We start from the raw sequence: 26,995 nt of genomic DNA, 5'->3' as shown, positions 1-26,995 counted from the left end.
AATGATCAGTGCACCACCACGTGATCGGTGCGGTGATCTTTGACAATTTGGCTATCGGCAGCGAGCAACACGCCCTCCGCCCGAGTGTCGGTGCTACCCGGTCGCTGCTGCGCGGTACTTGCAACGGACCACGAACGACGGACCACCAATCGTATTGCCCCACTTTCGAACAGGGTGGGGCGAAACTCCCGGCGGGCGATTTTTAAGTAAGGCAAAAAGTGTCGGTAAACCAAGGGTAAACGCGAATCCGTTGCCCTCGATCCGGAGAGAATAAAGCCCCCACGAATCGATTTCCGGCTTGTGGGGGCAAAACGATGCCGCTGCTATCCCCACCCGACCTCCCCCAGAGGGGGAGGGGATGAGTGGAAGCCATACGAACGTTTACTTCGCTGGCATTCACTTTACTGGCATTTACTTCGCTTCGACCTGCATGTCGAACACCTTCGACAGGAACGCCCACATGTCGGCAGCCTGTTCGATGTGCTTCGAAATCGGCGTACCCGCTCCGTGGCCAGCCTTCAGCTCCACACGCAGCAGAATGGGGGCCTCGCCCGCTTGGGCGTTTTGCAACGCTGCGGCAAACTTGAAGCTGTGCATCGGCACCACGCGATCGTCGGTATCGGCCGTGGTGACCATGGTCGCTGGGTACGAGGTTCCTGGCTCCACGTTGTGGTAAGGGGAGTAGGCATAGAGGAACTTGAAGTCTTCCGCCTCGTCGGACGAGCCATATTCGCTCCGCCAGAACTGCCCGGCGGTGAACTTGTGGAACCGCAGCATGTCGTGCACGCCGACCGCGGGCAGGCAAGCGCCGAACAATTCGGGCCGCTGAGTCATGACCGCGCCGACCAGCAAACCACCGTTGCTGCCGCCTCGGATGGCGAGTCGCTCGCTGGCAGTGTACTTGTTCGCGATGAGCCATTCGGCCGCGGCGATGAAGTCGTCGAACACGTTTTGCTTGTTGCCGAGCTTACCGGCTTGATGCCAGTCTTCGCCGTACTCGCCGCCGCCACGCAGGTTGGCGATGGCCACGACCCCGCCTTGTTCCATCCAGGCAGCGTAGTCGACCGAGAAGCTTGGCGTGATCGAAATGTTAAACCCGCCGTAGGCGTACAGAAGCGTGGGGTTGGTGCCATCGAGCTTGAGGCCCTTGCGATGCGAGATGGTCATCGGAATCTTGGTGCCATCTTTGCTCGGGTAGAAGACTTGCTCGACCACGTATTGGTCGGAGTCGAAATCGATGCCCGGCCGGCGGAGCACTTCGACTTTGCCAGTGGGGATGTCGAGCTTGTAGATGCTGGTGGGAGTGACCGTGTTGGTGAACGAGAAGTAAGTTTCGTTCTCGTCTTCCTCGCCATGGAACCCGCCTGCGGAACCGATACCAGGGAGTTCGACCTGGCCGAGCGACTTGCCGTTGTAGTCGAACATTTCGACTTCCGCGTGCACGTCCTTCAGGTACTGAGCAATCAGCCGGCCGCCGACGATATCGGCATCCACCAGCGTGGCTTCCTGCTGCGGAACGATCTCCATCATCTCCGTCGGCTTGGCCGCATCGATTGCGACAATCCGCTTTTGCGGAGCCTCTTTGTCGGTCAGGAAGTAGAGCAGGCTGCCGCGATTGGCGAGCAACGCGTACTCATTCTCGAAGTGGTCGACCAGCGGAATCCAATCGGCATCCTCTGCAGCGAGACTCTTGACCCACACTTGGTTCTGGGGATCGGTGCCCGAGCCGATCGACAGCACCAGCCAGTCTCCCTCTTCGGTCACGCTCACTCCGAACGACCAATCGGGATGATCGGGCCGCTCATAGACGAGCTTGTCTTCGGCTTGCGGGGTGCCCAGCTTGTGGTAATAGATTTTCTGGTTGAGCGCGACCGACTGGAACTTCTCTCCCTCCCCTGGCTTGGGGTAGCGAGCGTAGTAGAAGCCAGTTCCATGGCGGTCCCAGTCCATTCCGCCGAACCGCACCCACTCGATCAGGTCGTCGCGCATCTTGCCCGATTCGATTTCCATGACCTGAATGGTCTTCCAATCGGAACCCGACGAACTCTTGGCAATGGCCATCAGCTCGCCATCTTCGCTTACCGAGAACGACGACAGGGCAACGGTGCCATCTTCGCTCCAGGTGTTCGGATCGATCAGTACCCGCCCGGGGTCGGTGTCCGACTCGGCAAGGTACAGCACCGACTGGTTTTGCAGCCCGTCGTTCTTGGAGTAGAAGAAGCGACCACCTTTGCGACGGGGGGCCGAGTAGCGTTCGAAGTTGTAGAGCTTCTCCAACCGCTTGGCGAAGATCTCGCGGGCGGGGATCGTGTCGAGGTACTGGCGGGCGAACTCGCTCTGGGATTCGACCCAGTCGGCCACTTCCTGCGATTCGCGGACGTCGGACTCGAGCCAACGGTAAGGATCGGGCACGGTGGTGCCGTGATAATCGTCGGTGTGGTCCACCCTTCGTGTCGCGGGGTAGTCGCCGGCGGGAGCGCTATTGGGCATAGAAATAACGACCACGACCAAGCCGATCCACAGCGACATCGTCACACTTACAGGGGAACGACCATTCTGGAGACGCTTGAACATGATACTTCCTTGGTGCAAAACTAGGGATGGATGAACGATGAATACTCGGTGGGCAATGGCTCGCCTTTACTCGATTTTAGCGAAAGACGCGCCGATGGTGTTTCAGGAACGGTTTAAGCTGGAGACCTCTGGTCACCGCGACATGCAGGATATTTCCAGCAGGGTGTCGGAGATCATCCAGCGAAGTTCTATTCAAACCGGCACCGCCCACATTTTCAACGTCGGGAGCACCGGAGTGATCGCCGCGATTGAATTCGAACCGGGCCTGGCCGGCGATTTGCCTGCGATTCTCGACCAGCTGATTCCCCCCAGCACCTCCTACGGGCACGAGCGGGCTTGGAACGACGGCAACGGGCACTCGCATCTGCAGTCCACCTGGCTCGGTCCCGAGCTGACGATTCCCGTCGAAAATGGCCGCCCGGTGCTCGGTACCTGGCAGCAGGTGATTCACCTGGAGTGCGATATCAAGCCGCGCAGCCGCTCGGTGGTGGTCACCGTGCACGGCGAGTAGCGGGGGAGGGCAGGGGACCACAGGCACAACTCAGCTGCTAGCGCTGCGGTAGCTGGCCAACGCCCGCTGGAAGACCCAGCGGTTGATCACCAGCGACAGCACGGTGGCGATAATTGCGTAGCCCGCCAGGTAGGCGTATTCGGCAGTGAGCGGTTTGGCCATCATGCGAGCTGGAACGTTAATCACAATCAGCACCGGCACAAAGTACGTAAACACGGTTTGCAAGGCGTTGCCCAAGGCATTGCCGCTGTAAATCTCGAGCGGATACCGCGAGAAATTTGTGATGTAGAACCAGAAGTCGTACAGCGTTTGATTGCGGCCAAGCCAGATGCTGGTTGCCGCCAGTGAGAACATAATGCTGTAGAGAATCAGCACCCCGCACACGATGTAAATGGGGTAGAGCAAGTACTGCACCAGGGTGAATCCCGTGTGATCCAGGTGCTGCGACGCGTAGATCAGCACCCCGAAGGCGACCACAAAATTGCCTAGCGACGACCAATTGACCCGCCGGAGCGAGAGCAGAAACTGGGTGTCAATCGGCTTGAGCAGGGCAAAGTCGAGCCCGCCGGTGCGGACCAATTCGCTCATTTCCTGGGCGTTCGGCATGAACATCGCCTGCACAATGCTATTGATGAACATGGTGGTCGCGATGAACACGAAGAACTGATATTTGGTCCAGCCGTCTTCCGGGTTTTGCGGGTCGCCGATTGAGTCGGTATAGCTGTAAACCAGCAGGTAAAAGCCGAGATTCATCACCATCCAGCTGATGCTCGAGATGACCTCGATCAGAAAGTTGGTGCGAAACGTCATATCGCGGATCAAGCTATTGCGGGCGAACGTCAGAAATAGCTTGGGATATTGCATCACAGCGAAAGGGCCTCGGTTTACTGGCTGGCCGGGGATTGGGGAGTTTAACTCAGGAATCCTTAAGTGTACCATTAATCATCTCGAAAGGTGGAGTGCGTCAGACGCAGCCAGGGATTTATACCCGCCCAACGGCCTGCGACCACAGGCGACCCGCGCGACATCTAGATAGCTGGACCAGGGATTTCGAACGATCCGGCACGCCAGTCCCCATCTCCCTCCCTTCCTATGCCAAAGCTCGCGTCTACCGTTGATGGCCTGTTGTTGCCGAACCCCTTTGTCATCGCATCGGGCCCCCCGGGCACGAACGCGAATGTCATCGGCAAAGCCTACGATGAAGGTTGGGGAGCGGTTGTCTGCAAGACCGTGAGCCTGGAAGCCGAAAAAGTGGTGAACGTGCAGCCACGCTACGCCCGTTTGCGTAGCCGCGAGACTGGCGAGATCTACGGCTGGGAAAACATCGAGCTGATTAGCGATCGCCCGTTCGAAACCTGGCTTGATGAGTTCAAGCTGATCAAAGACAAGTACCCCGATCGTGTGCTGATCGCCTCGATCATGGAAGAGTACAACCAGAACGCCTGGCACGAGATTGTCGGTCGCTGCCAGGAAACCGGCGTCGATGCGTTCGAACTGAACATGAGCTGCCCGCACGGACTCACCGAGCGTCGCATGGGCTCGGCCATGGGCGAGGATCCCGAACTGCTCGAGGAAGTCTGCGGCTGGGTCATGCAAGTGGCCGACCGCCCGGTGTGGGTGAAGATGACTCCCAACGTCACCCGCATCGAAGACCCCGCCCGCGCGAGCCTGCGAGCCGGGTGCCAAGGCATCTCGGCCATCAATACCATCCGCAGCGTCGTCGGGGTGAACCTCGATACGCTCCGCCCTGAGCCGAGCGTGGAAGGCTACAGCACCGCGGGGGGATACAGCTCGCAGGCGATCATGCCGATCGCGCTGCGAATGTGCATGGAGATCGCCACGGTGCTGCGAGACGAGTTCCCTGGCCGCTCGCTGTCGGGCGTCGGCGGCATCGAGACCGGGCGCGACGCTACGCAGTTCTTGCTGCTCGGTTGCGACACGGTGCAGGTTTGCACCGGCGTGATGAAAATGGGTTATCGCTGCGTGCAGACCATGAAGGAACAACTGCTGGAGTTCATGGAGCAGCATGGCTTCGAGACACTCGACGAGTTCAAAGGCCACTCGCTGCAGTACTTCACCACGCACTCCGATCTGGTCCGCCGTCAGGCCGAAGCCCGGGCCGCCCGTCAGGCTGAAAGCCATATTCGCATGATCCAGGCCGACGCTGAGTGGGATGGCGACTCGTTCGTCGATCAGTCCGACGCCCTCTCGCGAGGTTAAACGACGCGAGCTGAGCTGCCGCCTAGTGAATCGCGCACCACGCAACCCACTATTTTTCTCGTTCGTTTGATTGACTCCAGCTGCGGGCGACATTATGTTCGTTCCGGGGGCTGGGGAGCGGTTTCGACAACTCGAGACCTCGCCGCTCGATCTCGTTGCAAGGGGCAAAACTTCTAACGGGAGAAAGATCTCATGGCTGGAATGCGGCTGAATCTCTTTCTGTGCGTGATGGTGAGTTGCTGCGCGTTGTCGCCCTGCTGGGCCCAGGCGCCGCCGAAGTGGGGAACACAAACCTTTAGCTCGGTCGGCGACATCTTCGCCGGAGGTGGCCAGACGAATTTCACGTTCGATACCGCCGGCGGGGCAGGCATTCCGATTGCGGAGTCGCTGCTCGACGATAGCGTGACGACCGACTTCGCTGGCCGTGGTCCCTGGGACCGCGCCTACGCTCGCTCGTTTACCGGGCTCCCCTTCACTCGCAACGTGATTGCCCCCATGCGGGCCGAAGCTCGGCTCACCGGCAATCGATCGAACGTAGCGTTCGCGGGTGAGTTGCCAGCCGGGGCGGTGGCCTGGTCGAGCGCGTTTGTCTCCGATCAGTTCCAGTACACCGGTTCGCAGGCGACCACCTTGTCGCTGACCTTCGAACTCGAAGGCATCGTCGACGACCCCGTGGGTACCAATGGCTCGATCGCCAATGCGTTGACGAACATTCATGCCAGTGCCGCGGTGTTCGAAGATACGCCGAACTACGAGTTCTTCGATGGCATCGGCACGCTGCTGAGCGAGCTTGGTGCGACGGTGCTGAGCCACAACAACGCTCCGGCCTACGATCTTGATACACTGCTGATCGAAAACGACACCGCCGGCGCGAAAGCCATGCGGACCACGACCATCGATTTCGATGTGGTTCCAGGGCAGACTTTTTACGTCTGGCAAACCTTGCGGGCCGAGGCCGCCTACGGCACCCGAGTGGCCGACGCGTTCAGCACGCTCACGGCCGAATTCTCGCAGCCCGATCTGGTCGAGCGGGTGGGCTTCGTCGTGCCAGAGCCTTCGGGTCTGCTGCTGGTGATGCCGCTGTTGGTCGCCATGGTGCTCGCTTATCGCCGCTGTTAGCAGCAGGGGATTCGCGGTACAATTCGAGCGGAATACTTCCGGGGGCCGACTGACGGTCCCCGGTTTTTTGTTTTGCCCACAGTGACATGGCCATGCAAGCGGTTGTTTTCGACGAGTTTCGCGGCCCCATCCGAGTCGACGAGGTGGCCGAGCCGGAGTGCGCCCCCGACGGGGCGGTGATCGAGGTGCACGCGACCGGACTCTGCCGGAGCGACTGGCATGGCTGGCAAGGTCACGATGCTGACATCCGCGTACTGCCGCATGTGCCTGGGCATGAGCTGGCGGGCATCGTTGCCGAGGTTGGCCGCGACGTCACCTGCTGGAAGCCGGGCGATCGGGTCACGATGCCCTTTGTCGCGGGCTGCGGCACCTGCCCGGAATGCACGACGGGCAACGCCCAAGTATGCGATCAGCAGTTTCAGCCAGGTTTCACCGGTTGGGGATCGTACGCCGAGCGAGTGGCGATTCGCTACGCCGACTTCAACCTGGTCCGCCTGCCGGAGTCGCTCGATTTCGCCACGGCCGCCAGCCTGGGCTGCCGAATGGCAACCGCCTACCGCGCGGTGGCCGCCCAAGGACAGCTTCGCCCTGGCGACTGGGTCGCGGTGCATGGCTGTGGCGGCGTGGGCCTGGCCGCAGTCGCTATCGCAGCCGCCCTGGGTGCTCGGCCGATTGCCATCGACATCCGCCAGCAGCCGCTCGAGTTGGCTCAACAACTCGGTGCTGCCGAGGTGCTCGACGCCAGCCATATCGACGATATCCCCGCCGCTGTGCGGCAGCTGACCGGCCGAGGGGCCGATCTGTCGCTCGACGCTCTCGGCAGCCGGACGACTGCTACCAACTCGATTCTCTCGCTCCGCAAACGTGGCCGCCATGTTCAGGTCGGTCTGCTCGCCGGCGATCAGAGTAATCCTCCGCTGCCGATGGGTCCGGTGATCGCCCATGAGCTGGAAATCGTCGGCAGCCATGGCCTGGCCGCACGCGACTATCCGCGACTTCTCGACCTTGTTGTCCGAGGGCGGCTCGAAGCTGCTAAACTGGTAACCCGCTCGATTCTGCTCAGCGAAGCCCCCGCAGCGCTGGCCGCGATGGATCACTTCGACGAAGTCGGCGTGGCGGTCATCGAGCCAAAGCGGTAAGGCTTGCTTCCCTCGAACTCTGGTAAACACCCACTGTTGAATTACTCGTCGATTGCTCCTGTGGTACCTGCTGTTGCTAACATTGTTGACCTTCCCCTCGACCAGGCGCTTGCTCTGGTGGAGAAGGCGTTCGACACCGAGTCGATTCGCGCGCGACAGATCGCCGCCGACGAGGTGGTGGAATACTATCGTCAGAGCGAGCGGGCGTATCGCATGTTTCACTCCGGTGCTGGTGCGTTGCACATCGGCATGCGAACCAGCGACGCCCCGGCCGACGCGAACGACAAAGTGGGCCACCGCCGGCACGTGGAGTTGTTTGCCGAACAGCTCGACGCGATCGATGCCAAGCGGGCGATCGAGTTCGGCTGTGGCATGGGGTTCAACGTCCGTTCGCTTGCCGAGCAGTTTGCCGATCGCGAGTTCGTAGGGGTCGACCTGTCTCCGCACCACCTTCGCTCGGCGCGTCGCGACGCGAAAGGGCTGGCGAATGTCGAGTTCGTAGAAGCCAACTATCAACAACTTTCGTTCTCCGACGGTTCGTTCGACGCCTTGCTGGCGATTGAAACACTTTGTCAAACCGACGACCAGCAACTCGCCCTGGCCGAAGCGTATCGCGTGCTGCGGCCGGGTGGGCGGATGATGGTAATCGATTGTTTTCGCAACCAACCGCTCGAGTCGTTCGACGCCCCGCTGCAGCAGGCAGCGCGACTGGTCGAGAAGACCGCGGCCGTCGATGCGTTTGCGGTGATGGACTCCTGGCAAGCCATGGCAACGAGCCTCGGCTTTTCGCTGGTTAGCGTCGTCGATCGCTCGGCGGACACCGCGACCGACTTGGCGCGTCTCTACCGACTCTCTCGGCGATTCTTTAACATGTCGCTGGCGGTGAAGTTGATCCGTCGCACGATGCCGCCGCTGGCGGTGGAGAACGCCATTTGCGGACTGTTGATGCCCTACACGGTGGGCTACTCCGCTCACGGCTACTACAGCGTCGTGCTAGAGAAGCCGGCCAGCGTGGGAAACTAGCGCAACTTGAGTAAAGGATGCTATGACTGATTTTCAAACCATTGCGAAGGTCGGCAGTCTCGCCGAAGGCCAAGGCACGAGCCTCGAACACCAAGGGCGGTTGATTGCGTTGTTCCTCCACAAAGGCGAGTACTTTGCCATCGACGATCGCTGCCCACACCAGGGGGCGTCGCTCGGCGCGGGTTATCTGGACGACGAAGGCGCGGTGGCCTGTCCCTGGCATGCCTGGCGGTTCAGCATTTGCGATGGAACCTGGTGCGACAATCCGCGGCTGAAAGTCGATAGCTACGAAATCCGCGTCGAAGGCGACGAGATCCAGGTTCGCTTACCAGAGTAGCGTTACTGCTTGCGTTTCACGGTGATCAATTGCCGCAGGTGATTGGTCACCTCGTTGTCGAACAGTTGGCCGACGATCTCCAACTGCAAATCGAAGTCGGACGACTCCAGCCGGCCCGCTTCGGCGTCGAACTGGGCTTCGCCGGTGAGTTCTTGCGAGCGAATGCTCGCGTTCTGCAGCGGCTTCGGCTGGGCGAAGCCCTCAATCTCTTCGGGCACCTGCGATGCGTCGATTGCCAGCGTAAGAGTCGGTTTGAATTGCAGCGGGCCTTCTTCATTGGCCTCGGCGGTCCACACCACCTCGCCCTCGAGCGTCCCCAGCACGGCCAAGGTCATGTCGATCTTTCGCTTGGCCGATTCTCCCTCGGCTGCCGGCAACGGCAGGGCAATTTGCTTGGCAATCGCTTGCAGACCTTCGGCCGCGGCGTACTCGCGCATCGACTTGGTGGCAGGCATGCTGGCGATTTGCTTCACGGTCTTCTCGCCCAACTCGCAGCGAGTCACTTCGCCAGCGGAGGTCACCGTAATCGGCACCTCGGTCGCCAGCAATACGTCGAACAACGGCGAAAGCATCGCCGCGCGGCCTTCGGCTCCCGTCTCGGCTGCCGAGTCGTACTCGATCTCCATCCCGGATGGTTGACGCATCTCGAGCCGAATGCGTTCGACGCGTTGGGTGCCGGTCATGGTTCCGTTTTCATCGACCTTGTCGACAAACCAGACGACGTCCAACGTCTGCATGACGAAGCTCGAAGTGTCGCCTGCTTTGCCGGCCTCGACTTCGAGTTCGGTCTGCTGTGTCACCTCGTACCGCAGGCGATCGCCTTCGGCGAACTTCCAACGGGGCAATTCCTGCGCAACCGCCAGGGATGCCAGGCAGCTAAAACCAACCACGAACAACAAACCACGAGTTACCGATGCCATGCGAACTCTCTTCGAGCGTTGAATGATGAATGTTTGGTTTGGCAAGCAGGCGAACGTGAGTCTCTGGGTGGAGGAGGGCGGCCTGCCATGCTGAGGGAGGGTAGGGGGCTTAGATCTCGACCGATTCACCCGGCTCGACGACGAGCGGTTCCGAGTTGGTATGGTAGCGAACGCTCTGCGCCCAGGCTTCGGCGTCCTGCTCGATCGGGGGGAACGTGTTGTAGTGACACGGCAGCACCCGCTTGGGACCGAGCAGCTTGATCGCTTCGAGGCTCGCTTCGGGCCCCATGGTGAACAGGTCGCCAATCGGCACGATCGCCAGGTCGAGCCCGCCGGTGCCGAGCAGTTTCATTTCGAGGAACGTCGTAGTGTCGCACGCCAGGTAAACTCGTTTCTCCTCGGCCTGAATCAAGAAGCCACCAGGATTGCCGCCGTACGAACCGTCGGGCAGGCTCGAACTGTGGTGGGCAATCGTGTACTCCACCCGCCCAAACGGCAGGTTGTAGCCGCCGCCGTGGTTCATGCCGACCACGTGATCTTGCGGAACTCCCTGGGCGACCAGCCAGTTGCCGATTTCGAAGTTTGTCAGCACCGTGGCGCCGGTCCGCTTGGCGATGCTCACCGCGTCGGCAATATGATCGAAATGGCCATGCGAAACGAGCAGGCAGTTGGCCTCGACTTCCTCGGGCTTCACCGGTGCGGTCGGCGAGTCGCCGAGAAACGGGTCGACCAGCACCCGCTGACCAGCGATTTCGAGCATCCAACAATTGTGACCGTACCAAGTAACTTTCATTGGGTTTCTCCGCAAACGTTCCATCGAGGTAGTGAAGGCTCTCCGCTATTGTCCCACGTCGAGCGGCCGCTTGGTAAGGGGCACCGCGCTAACCGAATGTTTTGCCCCCATTTGGCGAAAATCGATGGGTGGGGGCATTTCTTACGACATGGCTCGATGTGCTAACTCAAGCGTACACCAGGGTTTACCTTGTTTCGAATCAACGTAAGTGCTCCAAGGGTTGTGGGGGTGGGGGCAAAACTTAAGGTTCCGTTAACAACACACCAGGGAAGGGGCCCAGCGGGCGTACCCTTGATGGTGGCGCGAAACCGGGCGCAACCATCGCTTCATTAGACCAAATTGCCGCGACGTTTCCACAACGATTTTTGGCCGTTTTGTCGCAGGATATTGGCGATTTTGCTTGCCTACGAGCGGTTGCCGGCCGCAAACGGATCGCCTGGATTCAGATCGAGCACCGGCCGCTCGGGCGCCCACAGAGAGTCCTCGTAGCGACAGGTCCACTTGGTGCCAGGCTCGATGCCTTCGAGCGTGTCGCCCGCTTCGATCGTGTTGCCATCCTTAAACAGGTAGAGGGCGGTGCTGAAGAGCTTCGAGGCCACCTGCTGTGGATCGAGATCGCGAAAATGGCACTGCAAGTCGACCAGCCCAATCTCCTGCATCCCGCGGGTGTCCATCAACATGGTGCCGGGTGAGTTCGAGACATTGTAGAACCGTACGTTCAGCACGCTGGGGCGTTCGATCAGCGACACTTCTGACCCATCCAGGTAAAGCCGAGGGGGGATGATCTGCTGGCTGTTCTTGCAGACCACCGCTGCGGGATCGCTATGCTCGATGACCGCCTGCAGCACCCCATGAAACAGCCGCGCCCGCACCGGCGGCGTGAGGGTCCGCGACAACATCTCGCTCACCAGCAGGCCATGGTTGGTGCCTGCGATCAACTCGTTGGCCTCGCGGCAGAGCCACGACTGCTGCAACTCGTCGACGTACTTCGCCGGATCGGTCACCTTGTCAGCGCGCAGGATCGCGGTCTGCGGAGCCGCCATCTTGTTATCCGCGTATTCCTGAAGGTGCTCCGGGTGCAGAAAGATGACCGCCTGCGAAGCGTCGCTCTCCGGAAGCTCAACGGTGCTACCAGTCAGCTGCTCCGCCCGCTCGCGAATGGCCCGGAAGTCGAGCTCCGGCGGCTGGCGATACAAGAGTTCCGTCGTTTGAATCGACATTGTTTGTCTCCTTACCTGTTCTCGAAGTGCCTGTTCTCGAAGTGCCTGTTCTCGAAGTGCCTGTTCTCGAAGTGCCTTGTCTCGAAGTGCCTTGTCTCGAAGTGCCTTGTCTCGAAGTGCCTTGTCTCGAAGCGCCGAATCGCGATGCCCAGCCGCATGGTGTGCGTGGCGATCGCCTGGAGGGACTACATCACAGGCAACCAGTGGGAGTGCCTCGACATACCGTAGACGACTTAGGCGGAACTCCTAGGAGCCTACAATAGAATCATCGCAGAGGCACAAGCGGGCAAAATGGTTGATGGCTTGTCGGTGGCAGAGCATTAATATGTGATTGCATGGGCAGAGTCGGGGTATTGTCGACTCAACCACTGCTTCCGAATCGGATTAGTCCACTTGAAAGTGTTCCTCACGATATTTCGAGAAGTAGTAGAGCACCGACCTTTCAGCGATGTCTTTCATAACCTCCTGCATCTCTCCCACGGACCACCGAGCTTCCCGAAAGTAGAAGCTCCCTCGATTAAAGCGACCACTCTCTTCAACATGTAAATGTGTCTTGTTCAACTCTCCAAACATTGCCATTGTGGATACACGATCTCGGATAGAAGAGTTTGCGGCAAAATCACAGCCGTACCCGAAACAAACGAATGGGAAAATACTCTCCCGAATGAGGGCAGTTCGCAATCCGATAAGATTCTTTCCAAGCCTCTCGATTGCATTACCTTTGGCTTGCTTTGGAAGGCCTTCCTTAACACGAAGATCGTTTGTGCCTTGGTTTTTGACTTCGGATATCAGTATTGGATAAGTCAATTCGTCCGTGTCCGCGCCCTGTATGAATAGAACTCCCCCATCAGGTCGAATCGAACTATTGTCAAAATGGTAGTGAAAGCTAACCTCGGGGTAAGTGTGTCGCAACTCAGCTACAATGTCTTTCAGCAACCACTGCTTCGCATGAATCAGGTTTATCCTGCTGCCATATTTATTCGCTAAATAGTCTACTACACCAGATAGTGCCTGAATAATCTCAGACTCTTGCTTCTTCGAGGTCACATTAATGACTGTGCCTGCTCGCTGTTCTCTCAACTGATGCTTGCGAGCCATGCCTACCTCTTCTCCACCAAAAACAAATGTTCTGTAACATGAATTGGACGATTCTTGAAACTACGGCTACCTCGAAAGGCGTTGTATTGATGTTCATACTCTTTAACCGTGCCAAAATCGGCTAGCAAACCACGCATTTCACTCGGAGAAATAAAACCTTCATCATTGAATGAAATAAGCAAAAACTTCGCATCAGTATTTTCAACTAAATCAGCCATCCGCTCGAATGCTCTGGCACGTACATTGTAGTCCGAGCGGTTCCAGTCAACGGGAATCCCAGATACTTGACTTATCTCATCAGGCCGCTTGTAACTAGCAATCAAGTTTAACATGAAATAGTTTGAGCCGTATGGATGTTGGTTGTAGGGTGGGTCAAAGTATGCAAGATCTAGATCACGAACTTGTCTTACGACATCATTAGCATCACTGCTATATACGTCAAAGCGACATTCGTGCTGACTCAAGACGGGAACCTCAAGTTTGATCTCCCCAAGAATTCTCTGCAGTGCATCGGCTCCGCTGCCACCAAACTGCCCAATCTTCGTATTCCGATTCTTATAGAACCCCTTAAATACTCCTGCAGTATTAGCATGTACAGATGCTTCGCTTAACAACGGGGCAAGCAAAAAATCGTGGTAACGCTTTGGCGTTTCAGCAATTAGCCTTCGATAATTGTCTAGACGTCTAGCATTCTGGATCGTATAGAATACACGGTCACTAGCCTTGATGTGCTTCTCATCACGTGGCGAATAGAGTTCTCGAATAAACCCTTCCGGCATTTCTACATTGTCAACTCTAGCGTTAAGGTCCGCTACCAGTTCACCCAGCCGAGTTAGATTCACTTCACTGCGATTGGCTAGGTAGCATCTTGCAATGATGGCAGCATAGTCTTCCAGATCATTGCTGACTAAGTAGGAACTATATCCCTTCAGCAATCTTGAGACGACTCCTGAACCGCTGAAGATATCCGCGGTACGAAGACCATCTCTTCCGAATAGATTCTTGACATGCTCTACCGCGATCTTAATTTGATTGAGCAGAGATCGCTTGTTTCCGATATACGTTATCAGTTGACTCGACAAGTATTTACGGCACTCCACACGTTCCGTGTCGGTCCACAACTCTAGTTGTCGACACGGCACCTTAGCCAGTTTCTGCTCCATGCTGCTCATCGCGTGGACCGTTCCTTATATATTTACCCCACCCCCGAAGCGTACAGACGCCGTAGTATACTGGTACATAAGTGCAGGAGCAAATGCCAGTAATCATAGCCGTAAATCGAGCATGAGATAGCTTGATATTCTGAAGCGCTACCCCCCCTCCATTTCAAAGTGTAGGATTACACCTACCTTTTTCCCGTACTCCCACTCTTGCCTAGTATGCTCAAGATGAATGTATTGATTGTTGGTAACGGAGGCCGCGAGCACGCGCTGGCTTGGAAGATCGCCCAAAGCCCCCGCGCGGAACGGGTGTTTGTGGCTCCGGGCAACGCCGGGACGGCCGTGGATGCCGAGAACGTGGATCTGTCGGCCACCGACACCGCAGGCATCGTGAAGTTTGCCAAAGAGAACAACGTGGGCCTTACCGTGGTGGGCCCCGAGGCCCCGCTGGTCGCCGGGTTGGTCGATGCGTTGCAAGCGGCCGGCCTGCGGGCGTTTGGCCCCTCCAAGGCGGCTGCCGAGTTGGAAGGGAGCAAGGTGTTCTGCAAGAACCTGCTCCGCAACGCCGACGTGCCGAGCGCCGACTACCGGGTGTTCCGCGATGCCGAGAGCGCCCAGCACTACCTGACCGAGCGGGAAGATACCCCGGTGGTAGTGAAGGCCGACGGTCTGGCGGCCGGCAAAGGAGTGATCGTCTGCAGCAATCGCGAGGAGGCCCTCGAAGCGGTCGAGCGGATCGCCGAGCAGAAAGAGTTTGGCGATGCCGGCAACCAACTGGTGATCGAAGAGCGGCTGGTGGGTCAGGAAGCGAGCGTGCTGGCGATTACCGATGGCCGCACCATTCTCACGTTGCCAGCCGCGCAGGATCACAAGCCCGCCTACGATGGCGACCGCGGTCCCAACACCGGCGGCATGGGCGCGTACTGCCCCACTCCGCTGGTGACCGACAAACTACTGGCCAGCGTCGAGTCGGACGTGTTGGTGCCAACCGTGCATCAAATGAAGCGCAACCGCCGACCATTCCGCGGTGTTTTGTATGCGGGCTTGATGCTCACCAAGGGTGGCCCCAAGGTGCTGGAGTACAACGTGCGATTCGGTGATCCCGAATGCCAACCGCTGCTGATGCGATTGAAAACCGACTTGCTCGAAGTGCTCGACGCCGCGGTCGACCAACGACTCGACGAGATTGGCGAGCTCGAGTGGGATCCCCGCCCCGCGGTGTGCGTGGTGATGGCCAGTGAAGGCTACCCCGGCAGCTACGAAAAGGGGCACCCGATTCGTGGTCTCGAAGAAGCGGCCGCGCTGCCCGACGTGAAAGTGTTCCACGCAGGCACCTCGCTGATCGACGGCCAAGTGGTAAACGTCGGCGGCCGCGTGCTCGGCGTCACCGCAATGGGCGAATCGGTTGCCAAGGCGAAGCTGGCTGCCTATCAAGCGGTAAAGTGCATTCGTTGGCAAGGAGCCTGGTGTCGCAAAGACATCTCGGACAAGGCCCTCGGCATCGATTCCTAATCGCGACGAGTCCGTTGTGGTTGGTTGCCGGCGGCCGACAGCAGTTTGGCCGCTGCTCACGCAGGAGAATCTACCATCGATCCGTTTAGCTACATCACGGCAAATCTGCGTCATCACTGGCGGATGCATCTGGCAGTGATTGCAGCCGTGGCCATCGTCACCGCAGTGATCACCGGCGCCCTGGTGGTGGGAGACTCGGTACGCGGCAGCCTTCGCGATCTCACGCTCCAGCGGCTAGGCCATATCGATCGGGCGGCAGTGTCGCCTCGGCTGTTCCGCGACCAACTGGCGACCGAACTGACCGAAGCGCGGGGCTTCGACGAGCACTTCACCGGCGCTCAGCCCGCCTTGCTGCTGAAGGGCTCCGCGACGATGCAGGCCGACGACAAGACGCGGCGGGCGAGCAACCTGAATCTGTATGGCGTGGCCGATGCGTTCTGGAGCATCGGCGAGTTCGATCCCCGCAGCGAACCGTCCGCCGAGGGAGTTTGGCTCACCGCACAAGTAGCCGACGACCTGCAGGCGAAGCCGGGCGACGAGATCGTGCTGCAGTTGCCGCTGATGTCGGAAGTGCCGGCCGATAGTCCACTGGGAGAGAAGGTCGACACGATCGCCGGGCAGCGTTTCCGCGTGGCCGGAGTGCTACCCGACCGCGGCCTCGCCCGCTTTGGCATGCAACCGTCGCAGCGACCGCCGCGGGCGGTGTTTGTGCCGCTCACGGAACTGGCTACCGCGATCGACCAGCCCGGCAAAGCGAACGCCCTGTTGGTAACGAGCGAGCAAGTCACCAAGCCGACCGGCGACGACGCCAGCCAATGGCTCGACGATAACTACCGCCCCCGCCTGGCCGACTATGGCATCCAGGTGGTCGAGTACGGCAAGACACTGCAGATTGAGTCGAGCGAGTTGGTGCTGCCTCCGCTGGTGGTCTCGGCAGCCGACAAGGTGCTGGCCGACGACAACCTGCAGCCGGTCGTTACGTACTTGGCGAACACCATCCGCATCGGTGATCGCAAGGTGCCTTACTCCACGGTCACTGGGGTCGATTCGAATGCCTTGCTCGGTCCACTGCTGAACGAGCAAGGCGAACCGCTGAAGCTGGCCGACGACGAAGTGGTGCTGAATCGTTGGGCGGCCGACCAACTCGAAGCCAAGGTCGGCGACACGGTCACGCTGCGATACTACGAGCCCGAGAGCACACACGGCAATCTTCGCGAGCATGAGCCTCCGCTGGAGCTTAAGCTGGTCGCGATCGCCGAGCTAAAGACCGCGGACGGCCAACCCACGCTGGCGGCCGATCCGCATCTCACCCCGCAGCTCAAAGGAGTGACCGATCAGGAGTCGATCTCCGATTGGGACTTGCCGTTTGAACTCACCGAACGCATCACCCAGGCCGACGAAGACTACTGGGATGACTACAGCACCACGCCGAAAGCGTTTATTTCGCTCACCTTGGCGAAGCAGCAATGGCAAACCCGTTGGGGGAGCATTAGCCTGATCCGCCTGGCAGCGAGTGAAGAAGCGACCGTGTCGAACGTGAAGCATCTGCTTCGCAACGAGCTCGACCCCAAAACGCTTGGCATGGCGATGCTGCCGGTCAAACAGCAGGGGCTCACCGCCGCGAGCGGCACCACGCCGTTCGATGGGTTGTTCCTCGGCTTCAGCATGTTTCTGATCGCTGCGGCGATCATGCTGCTCGTGTTGCTCTTCCGCCTGGCCATGGAAGAGCGTGCCCGCGAGGTGGGTCTGCTCACCGCGGTGGGGTTCGCCCCGGCGAAGACCGCCCGCTTCCTTGGCATCGAAGCCATGGTGGTCGCGGTAACCGGCGCACTCATCGGCGTGTTGGTCGGCGTGTTCTACGCCTGGTGCATGGTGACCGGACTGAAAACGCTGTGGGTCGACGCAATTGTGACCCCGTTTCTCGAAGTGCACGTCGGCTCGTGGAGCATCCCAACCGGCTTCCTGCTGGGACTGGCCACCGCTGGCTTGACCACCTGGCGAACCTTGCGTTCGGTGCTGAAACAGTCGCCGCGCAGTTTGCTGGCTGGCAGCATGCAGGACGACTCCAGCTTGCAGGTCTCCAGTAAACCACGCCGACGATGGCCAGTGGCCGAGGCGATGCTCGTCGCGGCCGGCGGGATGGCTGCCTGGGGGACTACCTTGTCGGGCGAAGCTCAAGCGGGCACCTTCTTCGGTGTTGGTGCGCTCGTGCTCACCGGCGTGTTGCTGTTGGTTCGCCGGCACTGGCGTCGGCAAGCGTACGGGCGGCATCGGGCGACTGGCATGTCGCTCGTCGGGCTGGCAGCGACCAACCTCGCCCGCCAGCCAGGGCGAAGCACCCTGACGATGGGCCTGGTGGCCTCGGCCAGTTTTCTGCTGCTGGCGATCAGCGCTTTCCGGTTGGCTCCCAGTGAAGCCGGCACCGGCAACTACGATTGGTACGCAACGACCGACGCCCCGGTGCACTACGACCTCGGCACCGAACAGGGTCAGCTCGAACTGGCGTTTCGCGACGACGAGATGGATCGCCTGGGCGGCTGCACGGTCGAGTCGCTCCGTGTCCACGGTGGCGAGGATGCCAGTTGCCTGAACCTTTACCGCACCGCGCAGCCACGAGTGCTGGGGGTTCGCGACGCCGGGCGGGTAATGAACAACTTTGCGTGGTCGAAGACCGACTGGTCCCCCGAGGCTCCGCCCGACTTGAACATCGACCTCGGCAAGGACGACCACGACCAGCCGGTGGTGCCAGTGGTACTCGACCTGGCGACCGCCATGTACAGCCTGCACCTCTCAGGCTCGGTAGGGGACCAGCTCACCATCGTCGACTCAAACGATCAACCGGTGACGCTCGAAGTAGTCGGTCTGCTGCAAAACAGCATTTTGCAGGGGGATTTGATCGTAAGCGACGAACACTTCCGCCGGATGTATCCCAACGAGTCGGGCTCGCAGCTGTTTTTGATTCGCGAGAAACAGCAACCAGCCGCCGATGCGATGCCGCTCGATACGTTGCTCGAGAATCGCCTGGCCGACTACGGCATGGACGTCGAGAATGCCAAGGTGCGTTTGGCCAGTTTCCTGGCGGTACAGAACACCTACCTTACCACGTTCCAGTCGCTCGGCGGGCTCGGTCTGTTGCTAGGCACCATCGGCCTGGCGGTAGTTCAATTGCGCAACGTGCTCGAACGCCGCGGCGAACTCGCCCTAATGCAGGCCGTGGGGTACCGTCGTCGCCGGGTGGTTTGGCTCGTACTGCTGGAGAATCTCGCCCTGGTCGCAGGGGGATTGTTGTTGGGAGCCTTGGCGGCCGTTTTGGCCTTGATTCCGCAGCTCGGCACCTATCAAACAGCTCTACCATGGGGCACCGCGGCCGCTCTGCTGGCCATCGTCACCCTGGTGGGACTACTGGCAACCTGGCTTGCGACTCGCGGCACACTTCGGCAGGCAATCCTGCCAGCCTTGCGGGGCGATTGACCAAGGGCGATTGACCAAGTGAGCGGTGCGTATAGCGTTTCGTCCCTTGTTTTCCGAAGTACAGTGGCCGCCCGCGTTGAGTTTCGCTACAGTAGTACGCTCACGTGCTCTCGCCCCGCCCCGCCTTTCATCCCCACCTTCTATCATGCGCAACCTGCTGCTGATTATCGCCTCGTTTGCCGTAACCATCGTCTGTTGGGGACTGTACGGCCCTGTACTTCACTTCGGACAAGAAGGCATGTTCAGCGGCCCAATGGATGCTCCGCCACCCCATCTGGCCCGCTGGCGTCCGTTTGTGTGTGTCGGCATGGCCTACTTTGCCATCGGTGTGATCGTTCCGGCTACGCTGCTGTACCTGCGCGGGGAGAAAGGGCATTGGTCCATGACCGGCATCATCTGGAGCCTGGCCGGCGGGGCCGCCGGTGCGCTCGGTGCACTCGGTATTATCCTCGCGTTCACCTTCGGTGGCAGTGCCATCTATGTGATGCCATTGGTGTTTGGTGGGGCTCCGGTCGTGAACTCATTCCTGACGATTGTCTGGGCCAAGAAACTCAAGGAAGTCGGCCCGCTCTTCCTGGCCGGACTGGTGATCGTGCTGCTAGGTGCCGTGACGGTGCTCATCTTCAGTCCCACTGCTTCGGGTGCGAAGGGCTTCAACCTGTTCTCTATGAATTCAGTCTGGCAATTGTTGTCGATCAGCATGGTAATACTTTGCTGGGGTGCTTACGGGCCGGTGTTGCATAAAGGCCAGGCTGCGATGGACCACAGTCGTCTGCGTCCACTGCTGTGCGTAGGACTCGCCTACTTCGCCATCGCAGTCGTGGTTCCGAACATGCTGCTAGTGATCCCCAACCTTGCCGAAACCAGTAGCTACAGTTTCCCAGGCACGCTCTGGAGTCTTGGGGCAGGTGCTGCGGGGGCGATCGGCGCACTCGGCATCATCATGGCCTTCAATTTTGGCGGCAAACCAGTGTTTGTGATGCCGCTCATCTTTGGTGGTGCTCCCGTGGTGAACGTGTTGTTCAGTGCGATCAATAAAGGCAAACTGGGCGACCTGAGCGGCTTCTTCATCGCCGGGCTGATCCTGTCGATCGCAGGCTCGGCCATGGTATTGGTGTTTGCCCCCCGCGGGGGCCGGCCAGGGGCCAAGCCAAGTAAGCATGCCGAACCAGTGAAGGGCAAGAACACCCCCGCGCAGCCGCTTACCGACAAGTAACCGCTGCTATAAGCGTGTTGCCGACAAACGGCCGACTGCGCAAGATCGCGCTTTATCGCTCAAACCGGGCAAGCGAGTCAATCAGGTGCCGCGGATCGCGCCGAACCATTCGATTTGCTTACGTGGGCAGAACACGTACCCATGTTGCTGGCAGTAAGGCTTGAGCCATACCGCGCGATGTTCTAGCTCGGGCTGTTCCACCCCTTGAGGCATCAGCAGCACCCGACCTGGATCGACATCGCCGATGCTGGCGACAAACTGCTCGACCTCTGGCAGGTCGTCTTCCACGTCGATCACGAACTTCAGCTGGTAGTCACCCCGCGTCATGAGTTGACGAACTATCTTCGGGCGAAACCGGGTTTCGTTGTGGCGATGATGCCAGCGGTGGTTCGTCTCACGGGCAGGGGCCGAACTGGCGAACTTGGGGCTCACCGACATCAGGTCGCATTCCACTGGTAAATAGAGCGTGCCAGCGGTCTCAATCGTAACGTGCTGCCCGCGCTCGCGGAGTCGCTGACACAGCGGGATCAACTCGGCATAGAGCATCGGTTCGCCGCCAGTGATCACAACGTGCTGACACTCCCACTCGTCGATCTGGGCGATGATTTCGTCGACTCCCAGGTCGTGTCCTTCGGGAAACCAGGAGGCAAACGGGGTATCGCAGTACCAGCACCGCAAGTTGCAACCGCTCGCCCGCACGAACACGCTCGGCGTGCCGGTGAGCAGTCCTTCGCCCTGGGTCGATTTGTAGATTTCAGCAATTCGCACGGGAGTCTCTTCAAGCTTCAATGGGGGTGGGAGCAACGCTACCCGCGTGTTTGCGGTGCGTTATTCATCGTTCGCTATGGCCAACCGCCAGGCTAACCCTGGTACGCAATCGGATCGGTCAGCCCCGCCTCGGCGAAGCCTTTGCGCCGCAATTGGCAGGCGTCGCAACGACCGCAGGATACGCCTTGGTCGTTCGGCGAGTAGCACGTATGCGTCAAGCCATAATCAACCCCCAATTGGCTTCCCCGCGTAACGATCTGTGCCTTCGTCCATTCTACCAAGGGAGTATGCACTTGGAAACGCAAAGTACCTTCGACGCCTGCTTTTGTGGCTAAATTGGCCAGTTGCTCAAACGCTGCGATGTATTCCGGCCGGCAATCGGGATAGCCACTATAGTCCACCGCGTTGACGCCGATGAACAGATCGGCCGCACCGATCACCTCGGCATATCCCAGCGCCAGCGACAGCATCACCGTGTTGCGGGCCGGCACGTACGTCACCGGAATTCCGGTGGCGATCGCCGCATCGTCGCGATCTTGCGGCACCTCGATGTCGTCGGTCAGGGCGCTGCCGCCGAGGGTGTCGAGCGAAATCTGCACGGTTTTGTGTTCCACCACCCCCATGGCCTGAGCCACGCGGGCGGCCGCTTCGAGCTCAAATCGGTGCCGCTGCCCGTAATCGACGCTCAGCGCGTACAGCTCGAACCCCTGCTGGCGAGCAATGGCGGCCGTGGTGGCCGAGTCGAGTCCGCCGCTCAGCAGGACAACGGCTTTGCCTTTGGTTGCGGTTTTCTGGGTCATCATGCTTAAAAACTGGTATTAGACGGCAGATCGTTGGAATGTGGCACCTTTCGCCAGGGGTTCCATCATGCCAAAATGACAACTTGTTTAACAGGAGAGCCAAACCACGATGTCCGAAAATCGACAAATCCTCGAATCCTTCGAGAACCAATTCCCCGACCGCGATTACAAGATCGAAATCGTCGCGCCCGAGTTCACGTCGGTCTGCCCAAAAACAGGCCAGCCCGACTATGGCACGATCACCATTTCGTACACTCCGGATAAGGTCTGCGTTGAGCTGAAGAGCTTGAAGATGTACCTGCAGAGCTACCGGAATCAGGGCATCTACTACGAGCACGTGACCAACACGATGCTCGACGACCTGGTAGCGATCTGCCAACCACGTTGGATGAAGATCGAAGCTGCCTTTAACGCACGTGGCGGTATCACCGAAACGGTCACCGCCCAGTACACGGCCGCGATGTAGCGGACCGCGGTCAACCCTTCTCATCTAGCCTAAGTGAATCGCATGCCTGCCGCACCACGAGTCATCCTCTCCGGATTTGCCGACGAAGCCGCCATCCATAAAACCGCTTACGAGCAGTTTGCTGCGTTTGCGGCCATCGGCCTGGAGTACTACAGCCTTCGATTCGTGGACGTCGGTCACGGCATCAAGAACGTGATGGAGCTCACCAAGAGCGAAATCACTCGGCTCCGCCATATGGAAGACGACTTCGGCATGAACGTCGCTTCTATTGGTTCGCCGATTGGCAAGGTGAAGCTGCTCGACGAGAACGACGGCACCAAGAACCGCTTCGTACCTTTCAAGAAGTACCTGAAGTCGGAAGTGCAAAAGGCTTGCGACCTGGCGCACGCGTTCGAGACCAAGCTGATTCGCGGTTTCAGTTTTTATCCCCCCAAGGGAAGCGACCCATACGAGTACATCAGTCAGGCGGCCGATCAACTCGGGCAGATCGCCGAACTGTGTCATCGCAGCGACCTGACGTTCGGGCTGGAAGTGGAAGCGAACCTCGTTGGCCAGACCGGCGAACTACTCGCCGAACTGCACCGGCAAGTAAATCACCCCGCGATGGTCACCATCTTCGATGGCGGCAACCTGGTAAGCCAGGGCATGACCACCGACGAGGTGTTCCAGGAGTACCAGGCCATGAAGCCTAGCCTGGGTTGGATGCACATCAAAGACTATCGCGATCCCAGCCTGACTGGTCGGCAAGGGCACGTGGAAGAGGACAAGCTCAAGAACTTTGTCCCCAGCGACATGGGCGACAGCGGCCACACTCGCATTCTGGAGGACTTCAAGGAAGTGCTCCCTAAGCTCGAACGCAAGCTGAAACGCCGCGGCATTCCCGGCGTATTCCTCGACCTCGAGCCGCACCTGAAGGGTGGCGGTCAGTTCGGTGGTTTCAGCGGTCCCGACGGAATGGGCGTTGCCCTCCGTTCGCTCTGCCGAATCCTCGACTTCATCGGCGTCGAATACCACCTGCGCGGCTGGGACGATATCATCGCCGCCCGCGGGTTCTAGGGCGTTGGTTTACAGCGTCTTTTGCGTATCGTTCGAATCCACAGCCCCTTGCACGACCGACTCGATCCGTTCGGCGGAAGCTTCGCCGACAGGGGTCTTGAGCGTGCAGAGCGTGCGATAGATCCAGTAGCCGGCTCCTGCCAGGGCGAACAAGCCGGTGACCAGCAGGACGCTCAATTCCAGCTTCGAGTACCACACTAGGTAAGCTCCGGAAAACAATCCGATGCCCCCCATCAGCAGGTTCACTGTCGCGTCCTCGCGGGCTTGCCGCGAGTTGGCAGTCTGAATCGCCTCGCGGGCCGAATTGTTCGCCAAGTCCCGCAAAGCATTCATATCGGTAGTTGGGATAAGGCGGCTCGACGACTTCATCTCCTCCAAACTCCCGAGCGGCTGCTGCGGGGCGAGGACTTCGGTGCTACGCTCCCCCTTTTTCGCAAGCGATTCGGCGAGCGTGCAGATTGGCTTCTCTTTCGCCAATTCCATTTGTTGGGTCGAGGTGACCTGCGGCTTTTCCGACACCTGAGGCTTCTTGCTCGGTACGGGCTGGGGATCGGAACCACCGCGCAGGCGGTTCATCATCTTGGCCATATACTCTTCGATCGACTCTTCCTCACCATCGTCCATGGCCTGAGGTTCCGGCAGCGGAATTCGGGCGGGCTCTGGTGCGGGCTCTGGCTCAGGATCGCGGACGAATGACTCTTCGGGACCATCCTCGTCGAGCAGGTGCTTGTAGCGTTCGACGAAAGAGACCGGCTCCTCATGTTGGCTGGCAGGTTCTTCAGCCTCGGCCGGAGGATCGAACAGGTCGGTGACGGTTGTGGGTTCGTCGATCGATTCTTCGGGAGTCGCTTCCGGCTCTTCGACCATCGGCGACGCGCCCGCTTCGGTCGCATGGCTTTCGTCGTACTCTTCGATCTCGTGATGCAAACGCTCGGAAGCCACCGCCCGCAAGTCATGCAACCGGTTCCAAATAGCTTCTTCGTCGGTGTTGGGCTCCTCGCATACCGAAGAGTCCGTAGCAAACTCAATCGGCATCGCTTGAGTAGCGGGAGTTGTTTCGCTAGCAACTTCGGCAGAGAGCGTTTCGGCCGTGGGGAACGACTCCGCAACCGGCTCGGCCCCTTTAACCTCGATATCCCACAAACCAGCTTCTGGTTGCGATAGACTGACCGGTTCGGTCAACAGCCCAGGTTGTGGATTCGCAATCGGTCCGAAGCAACTCGCTGGCGACCATTCGCTGGCGACTTCGGTATCGCCGGAAACCGGTTCGGCATCGGCCAAGGTGAGCGACTCGGGAGCCTCTTCGACGTCGCCATACGCTGAGCGGAGGTCCTCGATGGAGTCTTCCGCGAGCGGGGCAGGAGTCGGTTCCTCGACGGGGCTGGTTGGCTGTTCCGTGATCGCTGAAACACTTGTCCCAAAACCAAACGCCGCCTCATCAGGTTCGCTGGTGGCTTCGACCGCACTGCGATCTGCCACTTCGCGTAGCAGTGATTCGATCACACTGGTCGGACCAGCAGGCTCTGCATGAGTCTCAACCATTTGCTGGTCCTGTGTCGACTCGCGATCATTCGCTTGCAGAGAAAGGTTCGTCAGCTCCTCGCGGAGCAATTCTAGTTCGTTGCGCAGATCGAGCACCAAGTCGTTACGATCAGTGACCTGCTGTTCCAGCTCCGCCATGCGATTGGCAAACTCGGCCTCGCCGGTGCGGTGGGATTCGCTTAGGGCTTCCAGCTCTTGTCGTGTCGATGTCAGCTGTGCACTCAGCGACTCAATCTGCCCAGCCAGTGCGTCGCGTTGCTGCTGCAACTCGTCGCGTTCTTGGATAAGTTCGTTACATTGCGTCTGAAGGTCGACCCGCTGTTGCACCAGGGTCAAACGTTCGGTTTGGTATTCGTCTAGCTGGTTGTTCAGCCGATCCATCAACTCCTGCAACTCGGCCGCTTCGCGACGAGTCTTTCGCAGTTCGGTCAGCAATCGCTTCGCGCGATTCCGATGCAAATCGACCGATTCTCGATCGACCGTAGCAGCGGCAATATCAGGCTCGGCTTCATCGGCCGGTTCCGCTTGCTCTTCGGAGACTTGCTCCGTGTATTCCTCTGTTTGCTCGCTAACTTGCTGCGACAAAGCAAGCGTCGGCGACCCCAGCTCTTCGGGTTCGCTAGTGGGAGACTCGAGGGTGAGTTCCACGGGGCCAATCGTCAGTCGGTCGCCTGGCTGTAGTTCGGCCTCGGAAAAGGCCTCGCCGTTGAGCAGGGTGCCATCCGCCCAGCGGCGAATCGTGATCGCGTGCTCCCCGTTGGTGATCAGGCAGTGCAGGGGGCGTACCCCCGCGTCCGTCAGGCGCAGGGTGCAGCTCTGACCACTGCCGACGGTGACCTTCTCGGCTGTGAGCGGCAGCAATACCTCGCCGGTGTCGCTACGGAGCAAAACCAGTGGCTGTGCCTCGGTGGAGATCTGCGCAGCGTTGTTCAGTAGGGTGCTCATCTTTGCGAGGGTGGGGACTTTCAGGGAGAGTGGATTCCAAGTACTAATCAGCGAGTAAAACCATGGCATTTCGGCCGCGCATGCAATCTCCGCTGCAATGATCTAGCTCGCATCCGTGGGATGGTCAAAATCGAACCGGTCGGCTGCGGAAGTTCTAGAAACTAGAGAGAACCTCCTCATCCGTCTGGGCGGGTCCTGCCGATTTGGGAGGTGACAATCTCCCCCTGGAAACCCAGGTGTCCGATGCCGCAGGAAGGGGGAAATTCCCTGTTACCCCCACCTTGCCTACCCCGCCAGAAAGGCTAAGTTGTTGCGATAGTATTACTTAGGGTGGTTCTTCTGATGGATCGAAAACAGTCGGCAAATTCCTGACTTGTTGCAACCTTCCCCCCTGCGGATGCGTACTATAGTTACCGTAACCCCTGCACCTGCGGCCCAAATCGCTCACAGCTGGGGCAATTTTCGACGTTCCCTATTCCAACCACCAATGGCCTTTTTTGTGCTGGAGGAGGATCAGGACCCAGGGTCGGCGTGGCAGGCCAACAGCCACGCAGCAACCGGCAACAGAGGAGTACACCATGGCCCGTAAAGATTCCATCGAGAAAATGCGAGACATTCTCGTCAAACGGCGCGACGCCCTGCGACGAGCTCTGGCTGGCGACTTGAGCTTGCTCAAGCAACTTCGTGAACAGTCTGGCAGCGACGTTGTGGATGCTGCCCTCGACTCGGCCCAGGACGAAATTAGCTCGCAATTGGCCGAAGTCGAAAGCCGCGAACTGGCTAACATTGAGCGAGCATTGGACACGATGCGTCAGGGAAATTATGGCAATTGCGAGATCTGCGCTGCCAAAATCCCCTTGGCTCGCCTGCAGGCTTTGCCCTACGCGACAATGTGCATCGAGTGCCAACGTGCTGCCGAAACCGGCGAACTCGACGCTCGCCGCGACGCCAACTGGGGTCGCGTGGTGGATGCGGGTTACACCGATGCCGACGTGTCGATGACCGACCTCGAGCTGTAGGTGCCCCTCGCGGGGCCGCAAACTTATGCTCATCCACATAAAGCCGCTGGCTACGCGCCAGTGGCTTTTTTTATGGGCAAACTCTC

At 59.4% G+C, this 26,995-nt stretch carries 23 protein-coding genes; 12 read left to right on the top strand and 11 right to left on the bottom strand.

Annotated features, from left to right (window positions below):
• Window positions 1-5: 5 nt before the first annotated feature.
• Window positions 6-215: a hypothetical protein gene (locus Pan181_RS10415; protein ID WP_145246751.1), complete on the bottom strand. Its 210-nt coding sequence runs from the start codon at window positions 213-215 to the stop codon at window positions 6-8.
• A 196-nt stretch (window positions 216-411) separates the two neighbouring features.
• The gene (locus tag Pan181_RS10410; protein WP_231943802.1) at window positions 412-2,574 is read right to left on the bottom strand and encodes a prolyl oligopeptidase family serine peptidase; all 2,163 of its coding nucleotides are present in this window, start codon (window positions 2,572-2,574) and stop codon (window positions 412-414) included.
• Window positions 2,575-2,629: 55 nt separating this feature from the next.
• Here Pan181_RS10410 and Pan181_RS10405 point away from each other — a divergent pair, with 55 nt between their 5' ends.
• Complete coding sequence (locus tag Pan181_RS10405) at window positions 2,630-3,085, top strand: secondary thiamine-phosphate synthase enzyme YjbQ (RefSeq protein ID WP_197529139.1); 456 nt, start codon at window positions 2,630-2,632, stop codon at window positions 3,083-3,085.
• Window positions 3,086-3,115: 30 nt separating this feature from the next.
• Here Pan181_RS10405 and Pan181_RS10400 read toward each other — a convergent pair whose 3' ends face one another.
• On the bottom strand, window positions 3,116-3,949 hold the full coding sequence (locus Pan181_RS10400) for an ABC transporter permease (RefSeq protein ID WP_145246750.1): 834 nt from the start codon (window positions 3,947-3,949) through the stop codon (window positions 3,116-3,118).
• A 228-nt stretch (window positions 3,950-4,177) separates the two neighbouring features.
• Here Pan181_RS10400 and preA point away from each other — a divergent pair, with 228 nt between their 5' ends.
• From preA to Pan181_RS10375, 5 genes are all read left to right on the top strand, one after another.
• Window positions 4,178-5,305 (top strand): NAD-dependent dihydropyrimidine dehydrogenase subunit PreA, encoded by a 1,128-nt coding sequence (gene preA, locus Pan181_RS10395; protein ID WP_145246749.1) that lies wholly within the window; start codon window positions 4,178-4,180, stop codon window positions 5,303-5,305.
• 192 nt (window positions 5,306-5,497) lie between these two features.
• Entirely contained in the window at window positions 5,498-6,424 is a 927-nt protein-coding gene (locus Pan181_RS10390) for a hypothetical protein (RefSeq protein WP_145246748.1), read from the top strand.
• A 92-nt stretch (window positions 6,425-6,516) separates the two neighbouring features.
• The gene (locus tag Pan181_RS10385) at window positions 6,517-7,563 is read left to right on the top strand and encodes a zinc-dependent alcohol dehydrogenase family protein (protein ID WP_145246747.1); all 1,047 of its coding nucleotides are present in this window, start codon (window positions 6,517-6,519) and stop codon (window positions 7,561-7,563) included.
• Between the two features lie 36 nt (window positions 7,564-7,599).
• Window positions 7,600-8,586, top strand: a complete 987-nt coding sequence (locus tag Pan181_RS10380; RefSeq protein WP_145246746.1) for a class I SAM-dependent methyltransferase — start codon at window positions 7,600-7,602, stop codon at window positions 8,584-8,586.
• A 22-nt stretch (window positions 8,587-8,608) separates the two neighbouring features.
• Window positions 8,609-8,923: a Rieske (2Fe-2S) protein gene (locus Pan181_RS10375; RefSeq protein WP_145246745.1), complete on the top strand. Its 315-nt coding sequence runs from the start codon at window positions 8,609-8,611 to the stop codon at window positions 8,921-8,923.
• Between the two features lie 2 nt (window positions 8,924-8,925).
• Here Pan181_RS10375 and Pan181_RS10370 read toward each other — a convergent pair whose 3' ends face one another.
• From Pan181_RS10370 to Pan181_RS10350, 5 genes are all read right to left on the bottom strand, one after another.
• Window positions 8,926-9,843: a hypothetical protein gene (locus tag Pan181_RS10370; protein ID WP_145246744.1), complete on the bottom strand. Its 918-nt coding sequence runs from the start codon at window positions 9,841-9,843 to the stop codon at window positions 8,926-8,928.
• A gap of 109 nt (window positions 9,844-9,952) precedes the next feature.
• Window positions 9,953-10,636, bottom strand: coding sequence for a metal-dependent hydrolase (locus Pan181_RS10365; RefSeq protein WP_145246743.1), 684 nt, complete (start codon window positions 10,634-10,636; stop codon window positions 9,953-9,955).
• Window positions 10,637-11,040: 404 nt separating this feature from the next.
• Window positions 11,041-11,856: a DUF4261 domain-containing protein gene (locus Pan181_RS10360; RefSeq protein WP_145246742.1), complete on the bottom strand. Its 816-nt coding sequence runs from the start codon at window positions 11,854-11,856 to the stop codon at window positions 11,041-11,043.
• 384 nt (window positions 11,857-12,240) lie between these two features.
• Window positions 12,241-12,954 (bottom strand): EcoRI family type II restriction endonuclease, encoded by a 714-nt coding sequence (locus Pan181_RS10355; RefSeq protein WP_145246741.1) that lies wholly within the window; start codon window positions 12,952-12,954, stop codon window positions 12,241-12,243.
• 2 nt (window positions 12,955-12,956) lie between these two features.
• The gene (locus tag Pan181_RS10350) at window positions 12,957-14,117 is read right to left on the bottom strand and encodes a DNA adenine methylase (RefSeq protein ID WP_197529136.1); all 1,161 of its coding nucleotides are present in this window, start codon (window positions 14,115-14,117) and stop codon (window positions 12,957-12,959) included.
• Window positions 14,118-14,333: 216 nt separating this feature from the next.
• On the opposite strand from Pan181_RS10350, the gene purD reads away from it, so the two are divergent.
• The 3 genes from purD to Pan181_RS10335 all read left to right on the top strand — a co-directional run bounded on the left by purD (window position 14,334) and on the right by Pan181_RS10335 (window position 20,313).
• A complete protein-coding gene (purD, locus tag Pan181_RS10345) occupies window positions 14,334-15,626 on the top strand; it encodes a phosphoribosylamine--glycine ligase (RefSeq protein ID WP_145246739.1) in 1,293 nt (430 codons plus the stop codon).
• Window positions 15,627-15,671: 45 nt separating this feature from the next.
• Window positions 15,672-19,097 (top strand): FtsX-like permease family protein, encoded by a 3,426-nt coding sequence (locus Pan181_RS10340; protein WP_145246738.1) that lies wholly within the window; start codon window positions 15,672-15,674, stop codon window positions 19,095-19,097.
• A 145-nt stretch (window positions 19,098-19,242) separates the two neighbouring features.
• Window positions 19,243-20,313: a hypothetical protein gene (locus Pan181_RS10335; protein ID WP_145246737.1), complete on the top strand. Its 1,071-nt coding sequence runs from the start codon at window positions 19,243-19,245 to the stop codon at window positions 20,311-20,313.
• Between the two features lie 81 nt (window positions 20,314-20,394).
• Here Pan181_RS10335 and Pan181_RS10330 read toward each other — a convergent pair whose 3' ends face one another.
• Together Pan181_RS10330 and queC are read right to left on the bottom strand one after the other, a co-directional pair.
• Window positions 20,395-21,081 carry a 7-carboxy-7-deazaguanine synthase QueE gene (locus Pan181_RS10330; RefSeq protein ID WP_145246736.1) on the bottom strand — a complete coding sequence of 229 codons (687 nt, stop codon included), beginning with the start codon at window positions 21,079-21,081 and terminating at the stop codon, window positions 20,395-20,397.
• 92 nt (window positions 21,082-21,173) lie between these two features.
• Window positions 21,174-21,884: a 7-cyano-7-deazaguanine synthase QueC gene (gene queC / locus Pan181_RS10325; protein ID WP_197529135.1), complete on the bottom strand. Its 711-nt coding sequence runs from the start codon at window positions 21,882-21,884 to the stop codon at window positions 21,174-21,176.
• 106 nt (window positions 21,885-21,990) lie between these two features.
• On the opposite strand from queC, the gene queF reads away from it, so the two are divergent.
• The gene (gene queF / locus Pan181_RS10320; RefSeq protein WP_145246735.1) at window positions 21,991-22,347 is read left to right on the top strand and encodes a preQ(1) synthase; all 357 of its coding nucleotides are present in this window, start codon (window positions 21,991-21,993) and stop codon (window positions 22,345-22,347) included.
• 42 nt (window positions 22,348-22,389) lie between these two features.
• Window positions 22,390-23,403, top strand: coding sequence for a sugar phosphate isomerase/epimerase family protein (locus Pan181_RS10315; RefSeq protein ID WP_145246734.1), 1,014 nt, complete (start codon window positions 22,390-22,392; stop codon window positions 23,401-23,403).
• A 9-nt stretch (window positions 23,404-23,412) separates the two neighbouring features.
• On the opposite strand, the gene Pan181_RS10310 is transcribed toward Pan181_RS10315, so the two are convergent.
• Window positions 23,413-25,890 carry an FHA domain-containing protein gene (locus Pan181_RS10310; RefSeq protein ID WP_197529134.1) on the bottom strand — a complete coding sequence of 826 codons (2,478 nt, stop codon included), beginning with the start codon at window positions 25,888-25,890 and terminating at the stop codon, window positions 23,413-23,415.
• Between the two features lie 578 nt (window positions 25,891-26,468).
• On the opposite strand from Pan181_RS10310, the gene Pan181_RS10305 reads away from it, so the two are divergent.
• A complete protein-coding gene (locus Pan181_RS10305; RefSeq protein WP_231943801.1) occupies window positions 26,469-26,909 on the top strand; it encodes a TraR/DksA family transcriptional regulator in 441 nt (146 codons plus the stop codon).
• Window positions 26,910-26,995 lie beyond the last annotated feature (86 nt).

Source organism: Aeoliella mucimassa, assembly GCF_007748035.1.
GTDB classification, from domain to species: Bacteria; Planctomycetota; Planctomycetia; order Pirellulales; family Lacipirellulaceae; genus Aeoliella; species Aeoliella mucimassa.
Note: the sequence above shows the minus strand (reverse complement) of the source record. Positions and strands in the feature narration are given on the sequence as shown.